Annotated in this window: 18 protein-coding genes and 1 pseudogene; 11 read left to right on the forward strand and 8 right to left on the reverse strand. The window is 73.1% G+C overall.

Annotation, left to right across the window (positions count from 1 at the left end):
• Nucleotides 1-122: 122 nt before the first annotated feature.
• The gene (locus tag ACFWEE_RS31545; protein WP_386894477.1) at nucleotides 123-896 is read right to left on the reverse strand and encodes an SDR family NAD(P)-dependent oxidoreductase; all 774 of its coding nucleotides are present in this window, start codon (nucleotides 894-896) and stop codon (nucleotides 123-125) included.
• 342 nt (nucleotides 897-1,238) lie between these two features.
• On the opposite strand from ACFWEE_RS31545, the gene ACFWEE_RS31550 reads away from it, so the two are divergent.
• Nucleotides 1,239-2,102, forward strand: a complete 864-nt coding sequence (locus ACFWEE_RS31550) for a Bax inhibitor-1/YccA family protein (RefSeq protein ID WP_386894479.1) — start codon at nucleotides 1,239-1,241, stop codon at nucleotides 2,100-2,102.
• A 105-nt stretch (nucleotides 2,103-2,207) separates the two neighbouring features.
• Complete coding sequence (locus ACFWEE_RS31555) at nucleotides 2,208-2,525, forward strand: hypothetical protein (RefSeq protein WP_386894481.1); 318 nt, start codon at nucleotides 2,208-2,210, stop codon at nucleotides 2,523-2,525.
• A 47-nt stretch (nucleotides 2,526-2,572) separates the two neighbouring features.
• Here ACFWEE_RS31555 and ACFWEE_RS31560 read toward each other — a convergent pair whose 3' ends face one another.
• From ACFWEE_RS31560 to ACFWEE_RS31570, 3 genes and pseudogenes are all read right to left on the reverse strand, one after another.
• On the reverse strand, nucleotides 2,573-3,532 hold the full coding sequence (locus ACFWEE_RS31560; RefSeq protein WP_386894483.1) for a hypothetical protein: 960 nt from the start codon (nucleotides 3,530-3,532) through the stop codon (nucleotides 2,573-2,575).
• A gap of 306 nt (nucleotides 3,533-3,838) precedes the next feature.
• On the reverse strand, nucleotides 3,839-5,059 hold the full coding sequence (locus tag ACFWEE_RS31565) for an acetyl-CoA C-acetyltransferase (RefSeq protein WP_386894485.1): 1,221 nt from the start codon (nucleotides 5,057-5,059) through the stop codon (nucleotides 3,839-3,841).
• Nucleotides 5,060-5,591: 532 nt separating this feature from the next.
• Nucleotides 5,592-6,587, reverse strand: a pseudogene (locus ACFWEE_RS31570) (SGNH/GDSL hydrolase family protein); the annotation flags it as partial.
• A 156-nt stretch (nucleotides 6,588-6,743) separates the two neighbouring features.
• On the opposite strand from ACFWEE_RS31570, the gene ACFWEE_RS31575 reads away from it, so the two are divergent.
• The 5 genes from ACFWEE_RS31575 (at nucleotide 6,744) to ACFWEE_RS31595 (ending at nucleotide 13,287) form a co-directional block, all read left to right on the forward strand.
• Nucleotides 6,744-8,147: a cystathionine beta-synthase gene (locus tag ACFWEE_RS31575; RefSeq protein WP_386894487.1), complete on the forward strand. Its 1,404-nt coding sequence runs from the start codon at nucleotides 6,744-6,746 to the stop codon at nucleotides 8,145-8,147.
• Nucleotides 8,148-8,704: 557 nt separating this feature from the next.
• Nucleotides 8,705-9,559: a MurR/RpiR family transcriptional regulator gene (locus ACFWEE_RS31580; RefSeq protein ID WP_386894489.1), complete on the forward strand. Its 855-nt coding sequence runs from the start codon at nucleotides 8,705-8,707 to the stop codon at nucleotides 9,557-9,559.
• 125 nt (nucleotides 9,560-9,684) lie between these two features.
• Nucleotides 9,685-10,125, forward strand: coding sequence for a hypothetical protein (locus ACFWEE_RS31585; protein ID WP_386894491.1), 441 nt, complete (start codon nucleotides 9,685-9,687; stop codon nucleotides 10,123-10,125).
• A gap of 9 nt (nucleotides 10,126-10,134) precedes the next feature.
• Nucleotides 10,135-12,549: a tetratricopeptide repeat protein gene (locus tag ACFWEE_RS31590; protein WP_386894493.1), complete on the forward strand. Its 2,415-nt coding sequence runs from the start codon at nucleotides 10,135-10,137 to the stop codon at nucleotides 12,547-12,549.
• Between the two features lie 168 nt (nucleotides 12,550-12,717).
• Entirely contained in the window at nucleotides 12,718-13,287 is a 570-nt protein-coding gene (locus ACFWEE_RS31595; protein ID WP_386894495.1) for a hypothetical protein, read from the forward strand.
• A 97-nt stretch (nucleotides 13,288-13,384) separates the two neighbouring features.
• Here the strand turns inward: ACFWEE_RS31595 and ACFWEE_RS31600 are convergent, their stop codons facing one another.
• The 4 genes from ACFWEE_RS31600 to ACFWEE_RS31615 all read right to left on the reverse strand — a co-directional run bounded on the left by ACFWEE_RS31600 (nucleotide 13,385) and on the right by ACFWEE_RS31615 (nucleotide 15,574).
• Complete coding sequence (locus ACFWEE_RS31600) at nucleotides 13,385-13,759, reverse strand: hypothetical protein (protein WP_386894497.1); 375 nt, start codon at nucleotides 13,757-13,759, stop codon at nucleotides 13,385-13,387.
• A 110-nt stretch (nucleotides 13,760-13,869) separates the two neighbouring features.
• Nucleotides 13,870-14,328, reverse strand: a complete 459-nt coding sequence (locus tag ACFWEE_RS31605; RefSeq protein WP_386894499.1) for a roadblock/LC7 domain-containing protein — start codon at nucleotides 14,326-14,328, stop codon at nucleotides 13,870-13,872.
• Nucleotides 14,329-14,366: 38 nt separating this feature from the next.
• Complete coding sequence (locus ACFWEE_RS31610) at nucleotides 14,367-15,164, reverse strand: transcriptional regulator (protein WP_386894501.1); 798 nt, start codon at nucleotides 15,162-15,164, stop codon at nucleotides 14,367-14,369.
• Nucleotides 15,161-15,574 carry a hypothetical protein gene (locus ACFWEE_RS31615; RefSeq protein WP_386894503.1) on the reverse strand — a complete coding sequence of 138 codons (414 nt, stop codon included), beginning with the start codon at nucleotides 15,572-15,574 and terminating at the stop codon, nucleotides 15,161-15,163. The genes ACFWEE_RS31610 and ACFWEE_RS31615 overlap by 4 nt, the downstream gene beginning before the upstream one ends.
• 635 nt (nucleotides 15,575-16,209) lie before the next feature.
• On the opposite strand from ACFWEE_RS31615, the gene hutU reads away from it, so the two are divergent.
• Genes hutU through hutI form a run of 4 tightly spaced genes read left to right on the forward strand, consistent with a single transcriptional unit; the run spans nucleotide 16,210 to nucleotide 21,764 of the window.
• Nucleotides 16,210-17,973, forward strand: coding sequence for a urocanate hydratase (hutU, locus tag ACFWEE_RS31620; protein ID WP_386894505.1), 1,764 nt, complete (start codon nucleotides 16,210-16,212; stop codon nucleotides 17,971-17,973).
• 32 nt (nucleotides 17,974-18,005) lie between these two features.
• Nucleotides 18,006-19,220 (forward strand): allantoate amidohydrolase, encoded by a 1,215-nt coding sequence (locus ACFWEE_RS31625; RefSeq protein WP_386894511.1) that lies wholly within the window; start codon nucleotides 18,006-18,008, stop codon nucleotides 19,218-19,220.
• Nucleotides 19,211-20,548 carry a formimidoylglutamate deiminase gene (locus ACFWEE_RS31630; RefSeq protein WP_386894507.1) on the forward strand — a complete coding sequence of 446 codons (1,338 nt, stop codon included), beginning with the start codon at nucleotides 19,211-19,213 and terminating at the stop codon, nucleotides 20,546-20,548. Before ACFWEE_RS31625 ends, ACFWEE_RS31630 begins: the two co-directional genes overlap by 10 nt.
• Nucleotides 20,549-20,591: 43 nt before the next feature.
• A complete protein-coding gene (gene hutI / locus ACFWEE_RS31635) occupies nucleotides 20,592-21,764 on the forward strand; it encodes an imidazolonepropionase (RefSeq protein WP_386894509.1) in 1,173 nt (390 codons plus the stop codon).
• Nucleotides 21,765-21,845: the final 81 nt, after the last annotated feature.

Here is a 21,845-nt window from a genome sequence, read left to right on the forward strand (position 1 = left end):
GTGCCCCCGTCGCGGGGGCACCGGGCCTCGCCGTTTTTTCGGGCGGGCTTCGCCGCTTCCGGGCGGCCTCGCCGTTTTTCCGGCGGGCCCGGACGCCTTCCCGGCGGGCCTCACCCGGCTCGTCACTTCGGGCCGTACTTGCGTCCCGTCCGCGAGGTCATGTCGCCCAGCAGACCGCGCGGGGTCACCTTCACCAGCCCCATCAGCGCCTTGTACCGGGCGTCCGGCACCGACACCGTCCGGCCGCGCGCCAGGTCGGCGAGGGCGGCGGTCACCAGCTTGTCGACGTCCAGCCACATCCAGCCGGGGATGTTCCCGGTGCCCATCCCGGCCCGCTGGTGGAACTCCGTCCGTACGAAGCCGGGGCAGAGCGCCATCAGCCGCACCCCGGAACCGGCCAGGTCCTTCGCGGCGCCCTGGGTGAACTGGACGACCCACGCCTTCGACGCCCCGTACGTACCGCGGGGGACGAACGCGGCGACCGAGGCGACGTTGACGATCCCGCCCCGGCCGCGTTCGCGCATCCCGGCCGCCGCCGCCGAGGTCAGCCGCAGCACGGCCTCGCAGTGCACCTTCAGCATCGCCAGCTCGTCGTCGAGCGGCACCTCCAGATAGCGGCCCTTGTTGCCGAACCCCGCGTTGTTGACGAGGAGTTCGACCGGATGGTCGCGGTCGCGGAGACGTTCCTCGACGGCCGCGATCCCGGCGTCCCGGGAGAGGTCGGCGGTGAGCACCGTGGCCTCGATGCCGTGCCGGTCGTGCAGTTCGGTGGCCTGGTCCCGCAGCCGCTCGGTGTCCCGGGCGACCAGCACGAGGTTGTGCCCCTGTCCCGCGAGCCGCCGCGCGAACGCGGCGCCGATGCCCGCCGTCGCGCCGGTAATCAGTGCAGTCGTCATGCGCGGCACGTTAGTGGTCCCGCTCCGCTCCCCGCGCACCCGTCCCACCACCGCCGGTGCGCGGGACCCGCGGCCCGGGTGCCGCACCGGGTCCCCGCGGGCCCCACGTCAACACCGCGTGCACCGCGCCCCACCCGAACGGGTTGTCCCGGTGCTTTCCGGGCAGGGGACCGGAGAACAGGACGGGACAGAGAGGTACGGAAGGCGGAGGGGCCGGAGCCGGGAACGAGGGTGATCCCGCGTTCCGAACCCGTAAAGATCCTCCTTCGGCACGAGGGTGCATCCTTTGCCTACCCATTACTCTTGTCGCAAGGCCACGCTGTGTGGCCATGGAGGAGTGAGATGAGGAGCAGCAACCCGGTCTTCTCGCGACGTGGGTTCAGCCGCGACAGCGGTACCGCGGGGTACGCGGCGCCGCAGGCCGGGGCCACCGTCACGGGTGAGAACCCCTACGCGCAGGGCACCGCCCACCCGTACGCCACCAACCCCTACGCACAGCAGACGCCGCCCGGGGCCCGTTCCGGTGCGATGACCATCGACGACGTCGTCAGCCGCACCGCGATGACGCTCGGCACGGTCGTCGTCGCCGCCGCGCTCGGCTGGTGGCTGCTGCCGATCGACGCGGACAACCTCGTCCGGTCCTACGTCGTCGCCTCGGTCGCCGCGCTCATCGGCTTCGTCCTGGCGCTGGTCAACTCGTTCAAGCGCAAGCCGTCGCCGCCGCTGATCCTGGCCTACGCCGCGTTCCAGGGCGTCTTCCTCGGCGTCGTCAGCAACATCATCAGCACCTACGTCGCCCCGGGCGCAGCCATGCAGGCCGTGCTCGGCACGATGGCCGTCTTCGGCGGTGTGCTGATCGCGTACCGGACCGGACTCATCCGGGTGACCCGTCGCTTCCAGGGCTTCGTGATGGGCGCCCTGATCGGTTTCGTCCTGCTGATGGTCGTCAACTCCCTGTTCGCCGTGTTCGGCGGGGGCGACGGCCTCGGCTTCCGCAGCGGTGCGCTCGGTGTCCTCTTCGGCATCGTCGCGATCGTGATCGGCGCCTGCGTCCTCGCCCTGGACTTCAAGGTGGTCGAGGACGGCATCACCTACGGCGCCCCGCGCGAGGAGGCGTGGACGGCCGCCTTCGGCCTCACCGTGACCCTGGTGTGGATCTACCGGGAGATGCTGAACCTGATCGCGATCCTCAGCGGCAACGACTGATCACCGCACCCCCGCATCACCGGCTCGACGCCCGACGGCCCGCAGGCACTGCCTGCGGGCCGTCTGTGTGTGCCGGGGCGGGCGCGGGGCGCGTAGGGTCGCGGAGTGCTTGATACGACTCCCTTGATCACCGCCGTGGACCGTTTCGCCGACCGGCTGCGGGCCGCCCCGCAGAGCCGCCTCCAGCAGGGCACCGCCGCCCGGGCGCTGGAGGCCGCGCGGGAGCTGAGCGCCCGCGCGCAGCGCGTGGAACGGCCCGGGCAGGAGCCGTACGTCATGCCGGACGGCGGGATGTTCGGCGTCGGGGACCAGGTGGCCGTCGCGGGCCACGACCTGGCCGTGGCGCTGGAAACGGCCTCGCCCGAGGAACTGGACGAGGCCGTGCGGTACGTGACGGAGGCGGCGGCGGAGGCCTTCGCCTAACTCAAGTCAGCTCGTGTCCACCCAGGACCCGCGCCCCCTGCCGGGGGTCAGAACGAGGCGATGACCCGGTCCGCGAGGATGTAGACGTTGTCCACGCCGCAGGAGAAGGTCAGCGCGTACGCGCCGGAGACGCCCGAACCGCCCAGCAGGACCGGCTGCTCGCCCGCGCGCAGGGAGTCCGCGAGGCGCTCGGCCGTCTCCCGGTGACCCGGGGTCATGCAGAGCGTGGTGCCGTCGGCGAAGACGTACACGTCCAGGGTGCCGAGCGGACCGGGGCGTACGTCCGTCAGCTCGATGCCCGTGTCGGCGAGCTCCTCCAGGCGATTCACCGTGCGCTCGTGGTCGGTGACCACCGGCGTCCGGACCGGTACGAAGTCCGGGTGGGACGGGTGGCGGCGGCGCGCGGCGGCCAGCTCCGGAGAGTCGTCGGCGAACTCGGCCGCCCCGGGCTCCTCGCCCTGACCGGCCGTACGGGGCTCCGCGGCGTCGCCGCGCTCGGCCCGGTCCGCGGACTCGGTGAACTCCCGCATCGCGTCGGTCACGGCCGCGTCGTCGGGGTGGGCGGGACGGGCCGCGAAGGCGGTGAACGCCGTCTCGTCGGTCTCGTCCGCCTCCTCGGCGTACGGGAAGGTCAGCGCCTCCAGGCCGGCGAAGTCCGCCTGCCGGGGCAGGAAGTACGGGGCGTCCTCGCCCAGCCCGGCCAGTCCGCCCAGCAGCGACGGGGCGTCGGCCGCGTCGCGGGCCTCCTGCGCCGCCCAGAAGGCGCGTGCCTCGGCCAGTTCGCGCTCCCGCTCCTCCGCGAGGGCCTCCGACACGGCCGCGCGTATCTCGTCGGCGGGCGCGGCGCCGGTACGGCCCTGCGACGGCACCGTGCGGGCACGGTCCCGGTCCCGGGAAAGCTCCTCGCGCAGCCCGGCGATCTGCCGGTGCAGCCCGCGAGCGGAGTGCACGGCAGCGGCGCCCACGGCCGTGGCGGCGGCGGTGGTCAGCAACAGGGCAAACGACATGGCGCTCACTGACATACTCCCGGTCTCTATCGATACCCCCGACTTCCTACATCAGCTTGTCCCGTCGCTCCGCTCACCGTCAGTGCAAAACGTCACGAACTGGACAGGGCTTTGGTCCCGGGGAATCCGGCCGATCCGGTCTGACCTGCGGAAACAGTGACCGTCGGGGACGCACATCACATCCTGGGACAGATTCGGTCACGGTGCGGGCTCGGCGGGGTTCGCCCGAGGTCCGCGGCGGTCCGCGCCGGGCACACGCGAAGGGCCGGGCGGAGGGACCCCCTCCGCCCGGCCGCGGTCAGCCGGTCAGCTGAGGCGTTCGACGACCATGGCCATGCCCTGGCCACCGCCGACGCACATGGTCTCCAGACCGAACTGCTTGTCGTGGAACTGGAGGCTGTTGATCAGGGTGCCGGTGATGCGGGCGCCCGTCATGCCGAAGGGGTGGCCGACGGCGATCGCGCCGCCGTTGACGTTGACCTTCTCCAGCGGCAGGCCGAGGTCCCGGTAGGAGGGGATGACCTGGGCGGCGAAGGCCTCGTTGATCTCGGCGAGGTCGATGTCGCCGACGGTGAGCCCGGCGCGCTTCAGCGCCTGCTTGCTGGCCTCGACCGGCCCGTACCCCATGATCTCGGGGGAGAGGCCGGAGACGCCGGTGGAGACGATCCGGGCGAGCGGGGTCAGGCCCAGCTCGCGCGCCTTGGTGTCGGACATGATCACGAGGGCGGCGGCGCCGTCGTTGAGCGGGCAGCAGTTGCCCGCGGTGACCAGGCCGTCGGGGCGGAAGACCGGCTTCAGGCCGGAGACGCCCTCCAGCGTCACGCCCGCGCGCGGGCCGTCGTCCTTCGAGACGACCGTGCCGTCCGGCGTGGTGACCGGGGTGATCTCGCGCTCCCAGAAACCGTTCTTCAGGGCTTCCTCGGCGAGGTTCTGGGACCGTACGCCGAACTCGTCCATCTCCGCGCGGCTGACGCCCTTGAACCGGGCGAGGTTCTCCGCGGTCTGCCCCATCGAGATGTACGCGTCCGGGACCAGCCCGTCCTCGCGCGGGTCGTGCCAGTTGGTGCCGGTCGCCTCGGCGCGGGCGGCGGTACGCGCCTCGGCCTCGGCGAAGAGCGGGTTGCGGGTGTCCGGCAGGCTGTCGGAGTTCCCCTTGGCGAAGCGGGAGACCATCTCGACACCGGCGGAGATGAAGACGTCGCCCTCGCCGGCCTTGATGGCGTGCAGCGCCATGCGGCTGGTCTGGAGCGAGGAGGAGCAGTAGCGGGTGACCGTACAGCCCGGCAGGTGGTCCATCCCCATCTGCACGGCGACGACGCGCCCCAGGTTGTTGCCCTGCTCGCCGCCGGGGAGGCCGCAGCCGAGCATCAGGTCGTCGATGTCCCTCGGGTCGAGCTCGGGCACCTTCGCCAGGGCGGTCCGGATGATGGTGGCGGTCAGGTCGTCGGCCCGGACGTCCTTGAGCGACCCCTTGAAGGCGCGGCCGATGGGCGAACGGGCGGCAGAGACGATCACGGCTTCGGGCATCACGCGGCTCCATGGGGAGGGGAAGGCTCAAGGACGGTACGGCCGTGGCCGGGCGGGACGCGACCGGACGGCCGGTCGGGCGGCCGACGGGACCACCGCCGACGGCGGACCCCCGCCGGACCGTTCCGGCATCACTGTCTGGGAAGTTACCCGGACGTCAGGCCGGGGTCACCGGCCTGGCCGTGTGATGCGGGCCTCTTTTCTAAGCGCTTGCTCAGCCTGCTCGGGGCGGGTCGGCGGGGCGTGTGCCGCGTGTGCCGCGTGTGCCGCGCGTGCCGCGTGTGGCGCTTGTGCGCGCGCCGGGTCCGGCGCGGCCCGTCCCTCACGGGCGCCGCCGGGCCGCGCGCGCCTGGGCGTCGGCGTTCGCCCCGGGGGCGGCGGGACCGGAACCGGAACCGTGCGTCGTGCCCGTACCCGGGCCCCGGGACGTACCGGCCTCCCCGGGCTCCCGTCCGTCCGAAGCACGTTCCGGTGCGCGTTCCGGTGCGCGTTCCGGTGCGCGCTCCGGCGTGGGGTCCGCCGGGTGCTCCGCCGCCCGGCCCGTCGCGTGGTCCGCCGGGTGCGGGTGGGGCTCCGTGTGCGCGGGGAGGCGCCGCCGCCTGCGGTGCTTGAGCAGGGCCCAGGGAGCGCGCGCCCCCGTGACCTCCGTACCGGCCTCCCGGGCCGCCTGCGACGCGGCCTTCGCGACCGGCAGCATGTCCTCGCGCCGCGAGCCGTCGAGGTGGTCCGTCTCCGGCCAGAGCCCGAGCGCCGCGCAGAGCGTCGGCAGCACCGCCATCGACGCCGTGGCGTACCCCTCGGCGGAGGGGTGGTAATTGTCCGGGCCGAAGAGCTCGCGCGGGTTCGCCTCGAACTCGGGCCCCAGCAGATCGCCCAGCGAGACCGTGCGCCCGCCCTGCTCCACCGCGCCGATCGTCTGGGCCGCCGCCAGCTGTCGGCTGACCCGGCGGGCCAGGTACCGCAGCGGCTGGTAGACCGGCTCGATGGTGCCGAGGTCCGGGCAGGTCGCCACGACCACCTCCGCGCCCGCCGTCCGCAGCCTGCGCACGGCGGTGTTCAAGTAGCGCACCGACTGCGTGGCGGGCATCCGGTGGGTGACGTCGTTCGCGCCGATCATGATGACGCACACGTCCGGGTGACCCGACGGATCGGCCAGCAGCAGAGCCACCTGCCGCTCCAGATCGTCCGACCTGGCCCCCGGCAGGGCCACGTTGCGCATGTCCACCGGCCGTTCGGCGACCGCCGCGAGTCCCGAGGCGAGCAGCGCCCCCGGTGTCTGCCCGGCCCGCCGCACCCCCTGACCGGCCGCCGTGGAGTCACCGAGGAGAGCCAGCCGGATCGGGTCGGCGGGCCCGGCGAAGGCGACGCCGTACCGCCCGTCCGCGCTCGGAGGAACCGGGGCGATACCGCCGCCCACCTGCCGCTTCGCGAGCTGCACCTCCGCCAGGACGAGGCCGACCGTCGCCGCCCCGATGAGCCCGATGCTGCCGCCGCCGAACGCGGCGCCCGCCGCGATCCGCCGTGCCACTCTTGCCGTAGACACCGTGCGGTCCACCTCCTTCTCGCCACTCAGCCGTACACGTACCTACCTGCCCCGCAGGGGGATGCGTCCAATCGCGTCGCCCCATGCGGTGCCCGTACGCATACTCTGAGCCGGACCATCTCGGAGATCCCGGAGTACACGGTGAAATTCCACGATTCGATGATCAGTCTTGTCGGCAACACCCCGCTGGTCAGACTGCGGAGCGTCTCGGCCGGCATCCAGGCGACGGTCCTGGCCAAGGTCGAGTACTTCAACCCCGGCGGCTCGGTGAAGGACCGCATCGCGCTGCGCATGATCGAGGCGGCGGAGCAGAGCGGCGCGCTGCGGCCCGGCGGCACGATCGTCGAGCCGACGAGCGGCAACACCGGCGTCGGCCTCGCGATCGTCGCGCAACAGAAGGGGTACAAGTGCGTCTTCGTCTGCCCGGACAAGGTGTCCACGGACAAGATCAACGTGATGCGCGCGTACGGCGCCGAGGTCGTCGTCTGCCCGACGGCCGTCGATCCCTCGCACCCCGACTCGTACTACAACGTCTCCGACCGGCTGGTCCGTGAGACTCCCGGAGCCTGGAAGCCCGACCAGTACTCCAACCCGGACAACCCGCGCTCCCACTACGAGACCACCGGCCCCGAACTGTGGGAGCAGACGGAGGGGCGGATCACCCACTTCGTCGCGGGCGTCGGCACCGGCGGCACCATCACCGGAACCGGCCGCTATCTCAAGGAGATCAGCGACGGCGGGGTCACCGTGGTCGGCGCCGACCCGGAGGGCTCGGTCTACTCCGGCGGCTCCGGGCGCCCCTACCTCGTGGAGGGCGTCGGCGAGGACTTCTGGCCGTCCGCCTACGACCGGACCGTCACGGACGAGATCGTCGCCGTCTCGGACAAGGACTCCTTCCAGATGACCCGCCGTCTCGCCAAGGAGGAGGGCCTGCTCGTCGGCGGCTCCTGCGGGATGGCGGTCGTCGCGGCCCTGGAGGTCGCCCGGCGGCTCGGGCCCGACGACGTGGTGGTCGTCCTGCTGCCGGACAGCGGACGCGGCTACCTGAGCAAGATCTTCAACGACGAGTGGATGGCCGACTACGGCTTCCTGGAGGACACCGGCCCCTCCGCCCGCGTCGACGCGGTGCTCGCCCACAAGGAGGGCCCGATGCCCTCGCTCGTCCACATGCACCCGGACGAGACGGTCGGCCAGGCCATCGACGTGCTGCGCGAGTACGGCGTCTCCCAGATGCCGATCGTGAAGCCGGGCGCCGGACACCCCGACGTGATGGCCGCCGAGATCGTCGGCTCGGTGGTGGAGCGCGAACTCCTGGACGCCCTGTTCACCAAGCGGGCCCAGCTCACCGACCCGTTGGAGAAGCACATGTCGGAGCCGCTGCCCCAGGTCGGCTCGGGCGAACCGGTCGAGGACCTGATGGCCGTGCTCAGCGGGTCCGGCGGGGCCGACGCCGCGATCGTGCTGGTGGAGGGGAAGCCCAAGGGGGTCGTGAGCAGGCAGGACCTCCTCTCCTTCCTGGCGAAGGAGAGCGGCGCCACCGGCTGATCACCCGGTTCGCGGTCCGGACCCGGCGGGGCTCGTCGCAGAACTGGTACGAGCGCGTCACGTCCGCGCAGCACCCGCTTAACACGCGTCCGGCACATTGGTGGGTGTCGGCAGGGAAACCCGCCGGCGCCACGGACGGCGACATGGACTACGGAGCGGCTCCCGGACCTCCACAGTCGCCAGGACGCGAGTGCCCGGCCCTGACCCGGACCGCGTCCCTCGCGGGGACCGCCGTCGTCCCGCCCCCCGGGTGACCGGGGGTGCGGCGGTCCCCGCGACATGCTTCCGGCGACGGCCGGCCGGGTCCGCCCGGCCGGCCGTCGGTGTTTACGGCGGCCGGGTTCGCCGGCGCCGTGCGCCTGGCGCCTTTGCGCCACTTCCCTCCGCCCGCCCGGCGCACCTGGCGTTTCCGCGCCCGACCCCGCCGCGTTCCCCGCTGCCCGCCGCTCCTCTGTATATGGACATGCACACCGCTTGCTGGCTGAATGGACGCGACGGCGGCGGAACGCGGCGGATCGCGGCGGCCCCGCGCCGCGACGGATGTACGGAGGCGGAGCATGGGCGGGAGCGGACCCGCGGCACGGTTGCAGCGGCTCTTCGACGGGCGGCGGCTCACACCGACCCAGCGCCGGATCGCCCACTCCCTGGTACGCCGGGCCGCCGACGCCCCCTTTCTCTCCAGCGTCGAACTCGCCGAGCTGGCCGGAGTCAGCCAGCCCTCCGTGACCCGGTTCGCCGTGGCGCTCGGCTTCGACGGATACCCGTCGCTCCGCCGCCACCTGCGGGAGACCGGGCCCGCCGACACCGACGGGGAGGCGGGCGGCGAGGACCCGTACGCGTACAACGCCTACCAGCAGGCCGTCCACGCGGAGATCGAGAACCTGCGCCACCTCTCCGAACTCCTCGCCGACCCGGAGCCGGTGGAGCGGGCCGGACGGCTGCTCGCCGCGTCGCGCCCGCTTCCGGTGCTCGGGCTGCGCGCCGCCTCCTCTCAGGCCCGGGGGTTCGGCTACTTCGCCGCCAAGGTGCACCCCGACGTCCGGGTGCTCGACGAGGGCGGCTCGATGCTGCACGACCGCATCGACACCGCCCGCCGGGCCGGCGCCGAGGTCCTGCTCTGCTTCGCGCTGCCCCGCCACCCGAGGGAGACCCTGGACGCGCTCGGCCACGCCCGCGAGCAGGGGCTCACCACGGTGACCGTCGCCGACTCGGCCTTCGCCCCGGTCGCCGCGCTCAGCGACCTGCTCATCCCGGCCCCGGTCGGCACCGGCCTCGCCTTCGACACCGCCTGCGCCCCGATGCTGCTCGGCCGGGTCCTCCTCGAGGCGATGTGCGACGGACTGCCGGACGCGCAGGCCCGGCTGGAGTCCTTCGACGCACGGGCGGCGGCGCGGGGGCTGTTCGTGGAGTAGGGGAGGTCCCTTGGCGTACACCTGCAGCCTGTGTGCACCCGAGGGCCTGATTCCTCCTGCTTCGTGGGTCTGTAGTGGGCGGGCCGAACTATTCTGATGGTCCTTTCAGCAATCGGGGGATTGTCATGTTGATCGAAGGACTCATCGCCGCTGCGTCCGCGGGCGGCGGCGCCATTGTCCAAGCGGCGGGCACCGACGCCTGGAACGGTGTGCGCGAGGGGTTCGCCCGGCTGTTCGGGCGGGGACGTGCGGAGCGCGAACAAGCGGCTCTGGAACGCCTCGACCGGACGCGGGAGGTGCTGGAAGCCGCGCGGGAGGGCGAGGAGGCGGAGCAGGTGCGCGCCGCGCAGGCCGAGCGGTGGCGGACCCGGTTGGAGGACCTGCTCGAAGAGCTTCCGGAGGCGGACCGCCGGCGGGTGGTGGTCGAACTGCGGGCGCTGGTCGAGCAGGCCGGTGGCGAGCAGCCCGTACCGCAGGTCCACAACGACTTCAGCCGGGCGACGTTCACGAACAGCCAGGTGCTCGGCAGCGGGACCATGACGGTGACGAACCACTACGACAAGTAGGGCCGCACGGTGGGAGCCAAGAACAAACGGAAGAAGCCGGGGAAGCCGGGGAAGCCGGCAGGGAACGGAAACGACTTCCGGGGCGCGGAGTTCCGGAACAGCCAGGTGCTGGGCCAGGGCACCATGGCCGTGAAGACGTACGTACAGCAGTACGCCCCGGTGCCGACCGCCACCGACGCGCTGCCGGAACCCCCGTCCGACTTCACCGGGCGCGAAGAGGACCTTGCGTTCGTCCTCGGCGTGCTGGATCCCCAACGCCCGCAAGGCGTACCGGCGGTGGCCGTGCTCTCGGGCTGGGGCGGGGTCGGAAAAACGACCCTCGTCCGTGCGGCGGGCCATGCCGCCCAGAAGAACGGCTGGTTCACCGGGGCCTTGGTGGTCGACCTGCGCGGCTACGACGCCCATCCGGCCCAGGCCGAGGACGCTCTGGAGGCGCTGCTCCGGTCCCTCGGCGTGCGCCCGGAGAACCTGCCGCCGCCCGGGGCGGGGCGCGAGGGGCTCTACCGCTCCCAGCTCAACGCCCGCCAGGAGAACGGCGAACGGCTGCTGGTGGTCGCCGACAACGCCTCGGCCCTCGCACAGGTCCGACCGCTGCTCCCGCCGGGACACCACGGGATGCTCGTCACCTCCCGGCACTCCCTCCCCGGGCTCGGCCGGATGCGTACCGTCAACCGCCTCCAGCCCGAGGAGGCGGTCGCCCTGCTCGACGCGGCTCTGAAGGGCAACGACCCCGACGACCGGCGGGTCGAGGAGGAGGCGGACGCGGCCGAACGGGTGGCGCTGGCCTGCGGGTACCTCCCGCTGGCGCTCCAGATCACCGCTGCGCTGCTGGCGCAGGACCCGGACCAGCCGCTGGAAGAGCGGGCCGAAGCCCTGGGCCGGCCGGACGGCGTCCTCGACGGGCTCAACGACGGCGAGCGCAGCCTGCGGGCCACGTTCGACCAGTCACTCGACCGTCTCACCCCGCAGGAACAGGATCTCTTCCGCCTGCTCTCGCTGAACCCCGGGCCCGACATGGCCACGGCCGCCGTCGTCGCTCTCGCCGACCAGCCCCAGCCGGCCGTGGAACGCCTTCTCGGACGACTCGCCGCCACCCACCTCATCGAGCGCCACCCCACGGTCCGTGGCCGATGGCAGATGCATGATCTCCTGCGCGCCTACGCCCAGGAACAGGCGCAAGCCGTCACGGAGCGGGGCCGGGCCCCGCGCCGGCGGTACGAGCAGGCGTGCGAGCGGCTCATCGGCCACTACGTACGGGACGCCGTTGCCGCAGACACCCACTTTCAGCCACCGGGAAAGGTACGGGCGTCCCGCTTCGCCGATCGGGGCGAGGCGCTGGTTTGGTTCGATGCCGAACGCGAGAACCTCATTGCCGCCGCCCACACGAGCCTGCAGGCCGGTGCGGACCTGGGTTTCGCCCTGGGGCGTTACCTGAGTTGGCGTCACCGTCTTCAGGACCTGCTCGTCATCCGCAGCTTGGGCCTCGACGCGACCAAGGTTCTGGGGGAGACAGCCAACGAGGCCGGAGCCTGGTACAACCTCGGTGAGGTCCTTCGTGATTTGCGACGCTTCGACGAGGCCCTTGCCGCTCATGAAACCGCCCGTGATCTGTCCCAGCGGACTGGCGTCACCGCCCACGAGGCCAACGCCTGGAACGGCCTCGGGGCTGTCTTTGGGGACCTGCGGCGTTTTGATGAGGCGTTGGCCGCTCATGAAACGGCCCGTGACCTGTTCCAGGGGCTCGGTGACATCAACGGGATGGCCAAGGCGGGGAACAACATTGGGGTTGATCTTCGGGAGTTGCGGCGTTTTGACGAGGCGCTGGCCGCTCATGAAGCGGCCCGCGACTTGGCCCAGCGGGTGGGAGACACCAGCGATGTGGCCCACGCCTGGGACGGACTCGGGTCGGTGCTCAGGGAGTTGCGGCGTTTTGGCGAAGCTATGGCCGCTATCGAAACGGCCCGCGACTTGTTCCGAGGGATCGGTGACACCATTGGCGTTGCCGCCGCCTGGAACAACCTTGGGCTCGTCATGAGCCAGTTGCGGCGTTTTGACGACTCTCTGGCCGCTCACGAGACCGCTCGTGACTCGTTCCAGCGGGCCAGCTCCACGCACGGCGAAGCCATCGCCTGGAACAACATCGGCGTGGCCTGCCGCAGTCTCGAACAGCTGGACGCGGCCGTTACTGCCGGGCAGAAGGCCGCCGCCATGCTGGTCGCGGCGCAGGACTGGTTCCGTACCGGCGAGGCGTGGGGTGAACTGGCGGTCACCCTGGCCGCCTCCGGAGCCGACCTCGGCAAGGTGCGGGCGGCGTGGGGGGAGTCGGCAGCCGCCTACGAGCGGGCCGACGCGAGGGAAGAGGCGGCCGTCTCGCGGGCCAAGGCGGCCGAGACTGAGGAGCCCGGCTCTCCTGCGGCTGAGTAAACCGGTCACGGTCCGCCGGGAACCCCTGCCCGATGGCACTACCCGTGTACCTGTGTGATGTCCCGTTTCTCAGACGGAACTCAGATGGACCCACTAATCTCCGCGCCCAGAGGACCGACCCGCGGGACACCCCGGGGGGCCGGTGAGGACGCGGAGAGGGGTACGGACATGGGGCGCGGGGCGCAGTCGTTGGCGAGGGTGGCCGTGATCGTGCGGGCCGGGGCCGCACCCCTGTGGTGGCCGGGCCTCCTGGTCGCCGTCGTGGGGGCGCTCGTCCCCGCCGGGACGGGCCGCCGGATCGGGCTGCTCACGGGCGCCGCGCTCTTCGTCGTCATGCTCGCCCTGGTGGCGACCGTCGGGCTCAAGCGGTACGCGGAGCTGGCGAAGGGGGCCGCCCGTGCGGGGCGCACCGACGTGCTCCAGGACCGGGCCGTGACCGTACGGAACTGGCGCCGCGCCCACCGCTGGTGGCTGCTCGGCGCCTTCCTGGTCGCCCTCGGCCTCGGCTTCCTGCTGCCGGGGGCCGGCGGGATGGTGCTGGCCGGGGCCGGTGCGGGGCTGCTGCTGCGGGCCGTGCGCGTCGGGCGTCTCGAGCAGCGCGAGGACGTCCTGTACTGGGTGCGTACGGACTGGGTGAAGCGCGGCCGGCCCGGCGGCAAGCAGGTGAAGGCGTACCGGACGACCGGGCCGGTGGCGGGCGACGCGCGCGCCGGGGGTGCGCGCCGGGTCGCCGTCTGACCCGGACCGGTCTTCCGGCCGGACATGTGGATGCCGCCGTCCCCTTCACGCGGAAGGGGCGGCGGCATCCGCCCGTCCGGGCCGGTTCCGGCGGTCCTCAGACCTCCAGATCGGCCTCGATCCGCTTCAGCTGGTGGCGGGCCATCGCGAGGTTGGCGCGGTTGGCGTCCAGGACCAGGTAGAGGAAGAGCCCGTTGCTGCCACGGGTCTTGAGCAGCCGGATCATGTGGTACTGACCGCTCAGCGTGATCAGGATGTCCTCGATCTCCTCCTTGAGGCCGAGGTGCTCCATGGTGCGCAGCTTGGCGCGGACGACGTCGGTGTTCCCGGCCGCCGCGACTTCGAGGTTGAAGTCCTTGCCGCCGCCGAGGGTGCCCAGAGCCATGCCGCTGGTGTAGTCGACGAGAGCGACACCGAGGGATCCCTCGATGGACGTCATCGCTTCCTTGAGTGCGGTTTCGGTGTTGGCCATGAGTACGCGTTTCCTTTCCCTGACCGGTCGGGGTGACCGGATCCTCTTCTGTGTGATGGTTCAGTCCTGGCTGTGGAGTACGGGGAGCGCCCCGGGCCGGCCCCGCCGCCCTACACGGGGCGTTGCGGCAGCTCACGGGGGTGGGCGGGGCGGGCCGGGGGCGGGGCCGGGGTCCGCTCGACGCGGTCCAGGGCGGTGTCGACGAGTTCGCCGACCCGGGCGCTCGCCCGGCGGCCCTCCAGGTGGAGGCGGCCGACGTTGATGCGGTCCTCGGCGAGCAGCGTCAGTACGGCGGACGAGCCCGCGGCGTACGTCGCGATGTAGCCGGACTCCCCGCGGACCAGGAGCTCCCGGAATCCGGCGCGGCCGGTCGCCTCCGTCATCCTGATCGCGACGCCGAGCGCGGCGGCGGTCAGGGCGGCGACCCCTTCGGCCTCCACGCCGGGGGTGTCGTGGGCCAGCACCAGACCGTCGGTGCTGGCGGCCAGCGCACCGCCGATGAGGGGCACCCGGGCCCGCAACCGCTGGAGTTCGTCGAGGACGTCCTGCAGTTCGGTCTCGGGCACCATCAGCTGTCTCCTCCCGGCACGCTGTCTGAGCGCGCGTATCACAAGCCCTCCAATGCATCTCGGAGCCGGCGCAGCAGAGCGACGTCCGGGTCGGACGTGACATCGGGGAGCACGACCCGGCCGGGCGAGGCCGCCCCCGGCAGCACCGTTGTGCGGACGGGCTCGACGAGCCCGGCGGCGGCGAGTCTCCGCAGGTCGACCAGGGTGTGGAAGGCCGAACGCCCCAGGACCTGGGCGATGTCGGAAGCCGTCCGTACGCCGTCGACCAGCTCCAGTACGTGGCGCTGGCGCGAGGGCACCGGGGAGTCCACCGGGTGCGCCGCGCGGATGAGCGGGGAGCTGTCGGTCAGCGCGTCCGGCCAGATCCGGTCCAGCAGTTCACGGCGCCGGAGCGTCTCGCGCTCGACGGCACCCACGGCGACGGGCCGGACCGGGCCGATCCAGTGGGACACGCCGTACCGGAACCTGGTCGGCGTGCGGGTGGGGGCGAGGACGAAGAAGGCGGCGTCGTAGAGCGCGCCCAGGTGGCACAACTCCAGTGCACCGCCCGGGACATGGCCGCTGTCGACCAGATAGCGGCCGACCCGCCGGCCGGCCCCCGCCTGGGCGACCGCGTCCCACCAGCGCTCGTGGCGCAGCGCCCCGCCCGTGGTGAGCAGGACGTCGATGCCGGGGGTGGAGGGGCTCTCCGCGTGCACCACCTTCCCGTCGGCGAGGTAGAGCGTGCCGCGGTCGCGCATCAGGGCGCCGGTGGCGCGTTCGGCGGCGAGCCGCTGGAGCATCGGGGAGAGGACGGCTGCCTGGTCCACCTCGGGGGGCGTCGTCCTGGCGCTCATGCCAGGACCAGCCGTTCGGCCAGTTCGCCCAGGCGTATCCGGGCGAGGGCGAGGTTGCCCTCGGTCCGGTCGAGCCAGAGATGGAGGAAGACGCTGCTGTCGAAGACCGTCTCCACGAAGCGGATCACGTGGTAGCCGGTGTGCGTCGTGATGATGACGTCCTCGACCGGAAGGCCGGTGCGGGCGCCCGCGTCCGTCCGGCCGTCGGTGTACGGGCTGAGGGTGAAGGCGGGCTGCTCGGCCGCCATCCGGGCCACCTCGGCGGTCTCCGCCGCCGTCGCCTCGTGGTCGCCGTTGGGCGAATCGCCGATGGTGCCGAGGGCGAGGCCGCTCGTCCAGTCGACGACCGCGGCGCCCCGGGCTCCGGGCAGCCTCATGACTTCGAGCAGGCACTCGTCGATTCCCGGCACCGCGGCTTCCCCTCCAGGCAATGGCGTTCGGAGCTGTGAGCCTGAGGCTACGCACCGTGGCCGGACCTGGGGGGTGGTTTGGCATTTTCCAGTGGTACATGCGGCGGGAGGTGTAAGGGAATTGAGGAGAAGGAGTAAGGGAGAAGTCTGGCAAAGGGGTGGTTGCGGACGGAAGGACGTCCTGGTGATTGATCGATCTGCTCCGTTTACCGGTGGTATTCGCCTCTTTGTGTCCGAGGGGTGGCGGGACGGAAGTGATGAGTGGCCGAGAAGGGTCGATTGGCTTGAATGCGGCGGGGTCCACCGGACGGTCTTCCGCGTGTCACGTGTCAGCCTTCCCGGCTCGTTCGGGGCGCTCTGTTTCGGCCGGACGCGCGGGAGACCCCACCGACCCCACCGGCCCTACCAGTCCCACCGGCCCCGCCCCTTCCGTCGCCTCTGTCGTGCGCCCGCCGTGTCTCGACCGCCCCCGCAGCGGCCTCCCTTCGCGTGTCCGCCGCCCCACCGTTGACTAGAACTATTCATCGCATCAGGATGTGAATGGATGGTTCGCGGCCGGGAACCCGTCGGGCCCGCGGAAACCAGCCGGGCCGCCGGGCCCGCCGGGACACACGCCCGGAGCAAGGAGGCGCACCATGTCAGGACCCCGCCCCGTCAGGGCCGCGCGCGGCACCGGCCTGAGCACCCTGGGCTGGCAGCAGGAGGCCGCCCTGCGCATGCTCCAGAACAACCTGGACCCCGAGGTCGCCGAACACCCCGACAAGCTGGTCGTCTACGGCGGCACCGGCAAGGCGGCCCGCGACTGGCGGAGTTACGACGCCATGGTCCGTACCCTGCGCACCCTCGAGCGGGACGAGACGATGCTCGTCCAGTCCGGCCGCCCGGTCGGGGTGATGCGGACCCACGAGTGGGCCCCGCGCGTGCTGCTCGCCAACTCCAACCTGGTGGGCGACTGGGCGAACTGGGAGGAGTTCCGCCGCCTGGAGGCGCTCGGCCTCACCATGTACGGCCAGATGACCGCGGGTTCCTGGATCTACATCGGCACCCAGGGCATCCTCCAGGGCACCTACGAGACCTTCGCCGCGGTCGCCGCCAAGAAGTTCGGCGCAACCCTCGCCGGGACCATCACCCTCACCGCCGGACTCGGCGGCATGGGCGGCGCCCAGCCGCTCGCCGTCACGATGAACGACGGCGTCGCGATCTGCGTGGACTGCGACCCCCGCGCCATCGAGCGCCGGATCGAGCACCGCTACCTCGACGTACGGGCCGACGGCGTCGCCCACGCCCTCGCGCTCGCCACCGAGGCCCGCGACGCCCGCAGGCCGCTGTCGATCGGGCTCCTCGGCAACGCGGCCGAGATCCTGCCCGAACTGCTCGCCGCCGGAGCGCCGATCGACATCGTCACCGACCAGACGAGCGCCCACGACCCGCTGGCGTACCTGCCGGCCGGCGTCGAGTTCGACGCGATGGCCGCGTACGCCGCCGAGAAGCCCGCCGACTTCACCCGCAGGGCCCGGGAGTCGATGGCCCGGCACGTGGAGGCGATGGTCGGCTTCATGGACGCCGGGGCCGAGGTCTTCGACTACGGCAACTCCATCCGGGGCGAGGCGCAACTCGCCGGATACGAGCGGGCTTTCGACTTCCCGGGCTTCGTCCCCGCCTACATCCGGCCGCTCTTCTGCGAGGGCAAGGGGCCGTTCCGCTGGGCTGCGCTCTCCGGCGAGGCCTCCGACATCCACCGCACCGACCGGGCGATGCTCGACCTCTTCCCGGAGAACGCGTCGCTCCGCCGCTGGATCGGACTCGCCGGTGAACGCGTCCACTTCCAGGGCCTGCCCGCCCGGATCTGCTGGCTCGGCCACGGCGAACGCGACCGGGCCGGCGAGCGCTTCAACGACATGGTCGCGAGCGGCGAACTCGCCGCCCCCCTCGTCATCGGCCGCGACCACCTGGACTGCGGCTCGGTGGCCTCCCCGTACCGGGAGACCGAGGCGATGCTCGACGGCTCGGACGCCATCGCCGACTGGCCCCTGCTGAACGCCATGGTCAACGTCGCCTCCGGGGCCTCCTGGGTCTCCGTCCACCACGGCGGCGGGGTCGGCATGGGCCGCTCCCTCCACGCCGGGCAGGTCACGGTCGCGGACGGCACCCCGCTGGCCGGGGAGAAGATCCGCCGGGTGCTCACCAACGACCCGGCCATGGGCGTCATCCGCCACGTCGACGCGGGGTACGAAGCCGCCGAGCGGGTCGCGGAGGAGCGGGGCGTCCGCGTCCCCCTGCGCGAGGACGGCGGGACGGACGGCCCGGAGGGGGCCGTGACGGGCACCGGCGGACCGGAGCGGACCGGGCCCGCTACCGGCACCGGCGAGAGCGCCGCCCGGCACGCGGACCACCCGTGACCGGCCGCGACGGCGGGGCGGCCTTCCGGGAGATGTGGCGCGAACTCGCTCCCCTCGGCCGCCACGCCGCCTCCGGCGGGTACCGCCGCTACGCCTGGACCGGCGCGGACGCCGACTGCCGGGCGTGGTTCCGCGGCCAGGCCGAGGCGCGCCGGCTCGTCCACGAGACCGACCGCAACGGCAACCAGTGGGCCTGGCTCGGCGACCCCCGGGCGGGGGACGCCGTCGTCACCGGCTCGCACCTGGACTCCGTACCGGACGGCGGCGCCTTCGACGGCCCCCTCGGGGTGGTCTCCGCCTTCGCCGCGCTCGACGAACTCCGGCACCGGGGAGCGGGGTTCACCAGGCCCCTGGGCATCGTCAACTTCTGCGACGAGGAGGGCGCCCGCTTCGGAGTGGCCTGCACCGGCTCCCGGCTGACGGCGGGCCGGCTCACCCGCGAGCAGGCCCACCGGCTCAGCGACGCCGACGGCGTCACGCTGCCCCGCGCGATGGAGGCCGCCGGACACGACCCCGACGCGATCGGCCCCGACCCCGAACGCCTCTCCCGCATCGGCGCGTTCGTCGAACTCCACGTCGAACAGGGGCGGTCCCTGGACCGTACCGGCGACCCCCTCGGGATCGCCTCCGCCATCTGGCCGCACGGCCGCTGGCGGTACGACTTCCGGGGCGAGGCCAACCACGCCGGGACCACCCTCCTCGCCGACCGCCGCGACCCGATGCTGCCGTACGCCGAGACCGTCCTCGCCGCCCGCCGGGAGGCCGAACGCGCCGGGGCACTCGCCACCTTCGGCAAGGTCGCCGTCGAGCCCAACGGCGTCAACGCCGTCCCCTCCCTCGTCCGGGGCTGGCTCGACTCGCGCGCCGCCGACGCCGCCACTCTCGACGCCCTCACCGCCGCCGTCGAACGCGCCGCCCGGGACCACGCCGCACGGGCGGGCGTCGCCCTCGACGTCGTACGGGAGTCGTTCACGCCCGTCGTCGGGTTCCAGCACGCCCTGCGCGACGAACTCGCCCGCATCCTGGGCGCCGAGCGGCCGGACCGTCCGGCCGCCGCCGTACCCGTCCTCGCCACGGGGGCGGGACACGACGCGGGTGTCCTGTCCGCCTCCGTGCCGACCGCCATGCTGTTCGTGCGGAACCCCACGGGCGTCTCCCACTCGCCCGCCGAGCACGCCACCGAGCAGGACTGCCTGGCCGGGGTCGCCGCACTCGCCGACGTACTGGAGGGTCTCGCATGCAGGTGACGACGTACTGGCTCTCCCAGGCCTGGCTCGGCACCCACGTCGAACCCGGGGTCGCCCTCGACGTCGCGGACGGACTGATCACCGCCGTCCGCACCGGCGTCGCGACCCCGCCGCCCGGCGCGACCGTGCTGCGGGGCCTCACCCTGCCGGGGCTGGCGAACACCCACTCGCACGCCTTCCACCGGGCGCTGCGCTCCACCGCGCAGGTCGGCTCCGGAACCTTCTGGACCTGGCGGGAACGGATGTACCGGATCTCCGCCAAGCTCACCCCGGACACCTACTTCGCGCTCGCCCGCGCCACGTACGCCGAGATGGCCCTCGCGGGCATCACCGCCGTCGGCGAGTTCCACTACCTCCACCACGGCCCCGGCGGCACCCCCTACGCCGACCCGAACGCGATGGGCGAGGCGCTGATCGCCGCCGCGGGCGAGGCCGGAATCCGCATCACCCTGCTCGACACCGCCTACCTCGCCGCCGGATTCGGCCAGGCACCCGACCGCCACCAGCTCCGCTTCTCCGACACCACCGCGGACGCCTGGGCCGAACGCGCCGCCGCGCTCCGGGGCGGCGGTCACGCCCTGATCGGCGCAGCCGTCCACTCCGTGCGGGCCGTCCCGGCCGAACAGCTGGAGACCGTCGCCCAGTGGGCCGCCGACCGCGCCGCCCCGCTCCACGTCCACCTCTCCGAGCAGACGGCCGAGAACGAGGCCTGCCTCGCCGTCCACGGCCGGACCCCCGCCCGGCTCCTCGCCGACCACGGGGTCCTCGGCCCCCGCACCACCGGCATCCACCACACCCACCTCACGCGGCAGGACATCGAGCTGATCGGCGCCTCCGGCACCGGCACCTGCATGTGCCCCACCACCGAACGGGACCTCGCCGACGGCATCGGCCCCGCCGTCGCCCTGCACCGGGCCGGCTCCCCGGTCTCCCTCGGCAGCGACAGCCACGCCGTGATCGACCTCTTCGAGGAGGCGCGCGCGATGGAGCTGAACGAGCGGCTGCGGACGAACATCCGGGGCCACTGGACGGCCGCCGCCCTGCTCCGGGCCGCCTCCGCGACCGGCCACGCGGCCCTCGGCAGGCCGGAGGGAGGCAGCCTGGTCGCCGGAGCCCCGGCCGACCTGACGACCGTGGCCATGGACTCCGTCAGGACCGCGGGGCCGGTGGACCGGCTGGCCGCCGAGGCCGCCGTCTTCGCGGCGACCGCCGCGGACGTGCGGCACACCGTGGTGGCGGGCCGTCACCTCGTGCGCGACGGCCGCCACACGCTGGTCGACGACGTCCCCGCCGCGCTCGCCGACGCCGTCGCGGCCCTCCGCGACTGAACCCCACGAGGCCCGACCCGGAACGCGACTGGAGCAGCCCCCGATGACGAGCACCGTCCTCACCCACATCTCCGGCCTGGTCACCAACGACCCCTCCCAGGGGGACGGCACCCCGCTGGGCCTGGTCCGGGACGCGGCCGTCGTCATCGACGGCGACCGCGTCGTGTGGACCGGCGGGTCGGCGCGGGCGCCCGCCGCCGACCGTGCCGTCGACGCGGGCGGCCGGGCGGTGCTCCCGGGGTTCGTGGACTCCCACTCCCACCTGCTCTTCGCGGGTGACCGCACCGAGGAGTTCAACGCCCGGATGTCCGGGCGCCCGTACACCGCGGGCGGCATCCGCACCACCGTCGCCGCCACCCGTGCCGCCACCGACGAGGAGCTCGCGGCCGGGCTCGTACGCCATCTCGACGAGGCGCTCCGGCAGGGCACCACCACCTTCGAGACCAAGTCCGGTTACGGCCTCACCGTCGCGGACGAGGCCCGCGCGCTTGCGGTGGCCGCAGGGCTCACCGACGAGCTCACCTTCCTCGGCGCCCACGTCGTGCCGCCCGAGTACGAGGACGACCCGGCCGGTTACGTCGCACTGGTCACCGGCCCGATGCTGGACGCCTGCGCCCCGTACGCCCGGTGGATCGACGTCTTCTGCGAGCGCGGCGCCTTCGACGGCGACCAGGCCCGCGCGGTCCTCACCGCCGGGAAGGCGAAGGGCCTGCTGCCCCGGGTGCACGCCAACCAGCTCGGCCCCGGCCCCGGCGTGCGGCTCGCGGTGGAGCTGGACGCGGCCTCGGCCGACCACTGCACCCACCTCGACGACGCGGACGTGGACGCCCTCGCCGCCGGGAACACCGTGGCCACGCTGCTGCCCGGGGCGGAGTTCTCCACCCGCGCCCCCTGGCCGGACGCCCGCCGGCTGCTCGACGCGGGCGTCACCGTCGCCCTCTCCACCGACTGCAACCCGGGCTCGTCCTACACCTCCTCGATGGCGTTCTGTGTCGCCCTCGCGGTACGGGACATGGGCATGACCCCCGACGAGGCGGTCCGGGCCGCCACCGCGGGCGGGGCCGCGGCCCTGCGCCGTACGGACGTCGGCCGGATCGCCCCGGGCGCCCGCGCCGACCTCCTGCTGCTGGACGCGCCCAGCCACGTCCACCTCGCCTACCGGCCGGGCGTCCCGCTGGCCGCCGGGGTCTGGCGGCGCGGCGTGCGGGTGGTCTGAGCGGGGCCGGCTCACCCGCGAGCAGGCCCACCGGCTCAGCGACGCCGACGGCGTCACGCTGCCCCGCGCGATGGAGGCCGC

The organism is Streptomyces sp. NPDC060184 (assembly GCF_042728795.1).
Classification (GTDB): Bacteria; Actinomycetota; Actinomycetes; order Streptomycetales; family Streptomycetaceae; genus Streptomyces.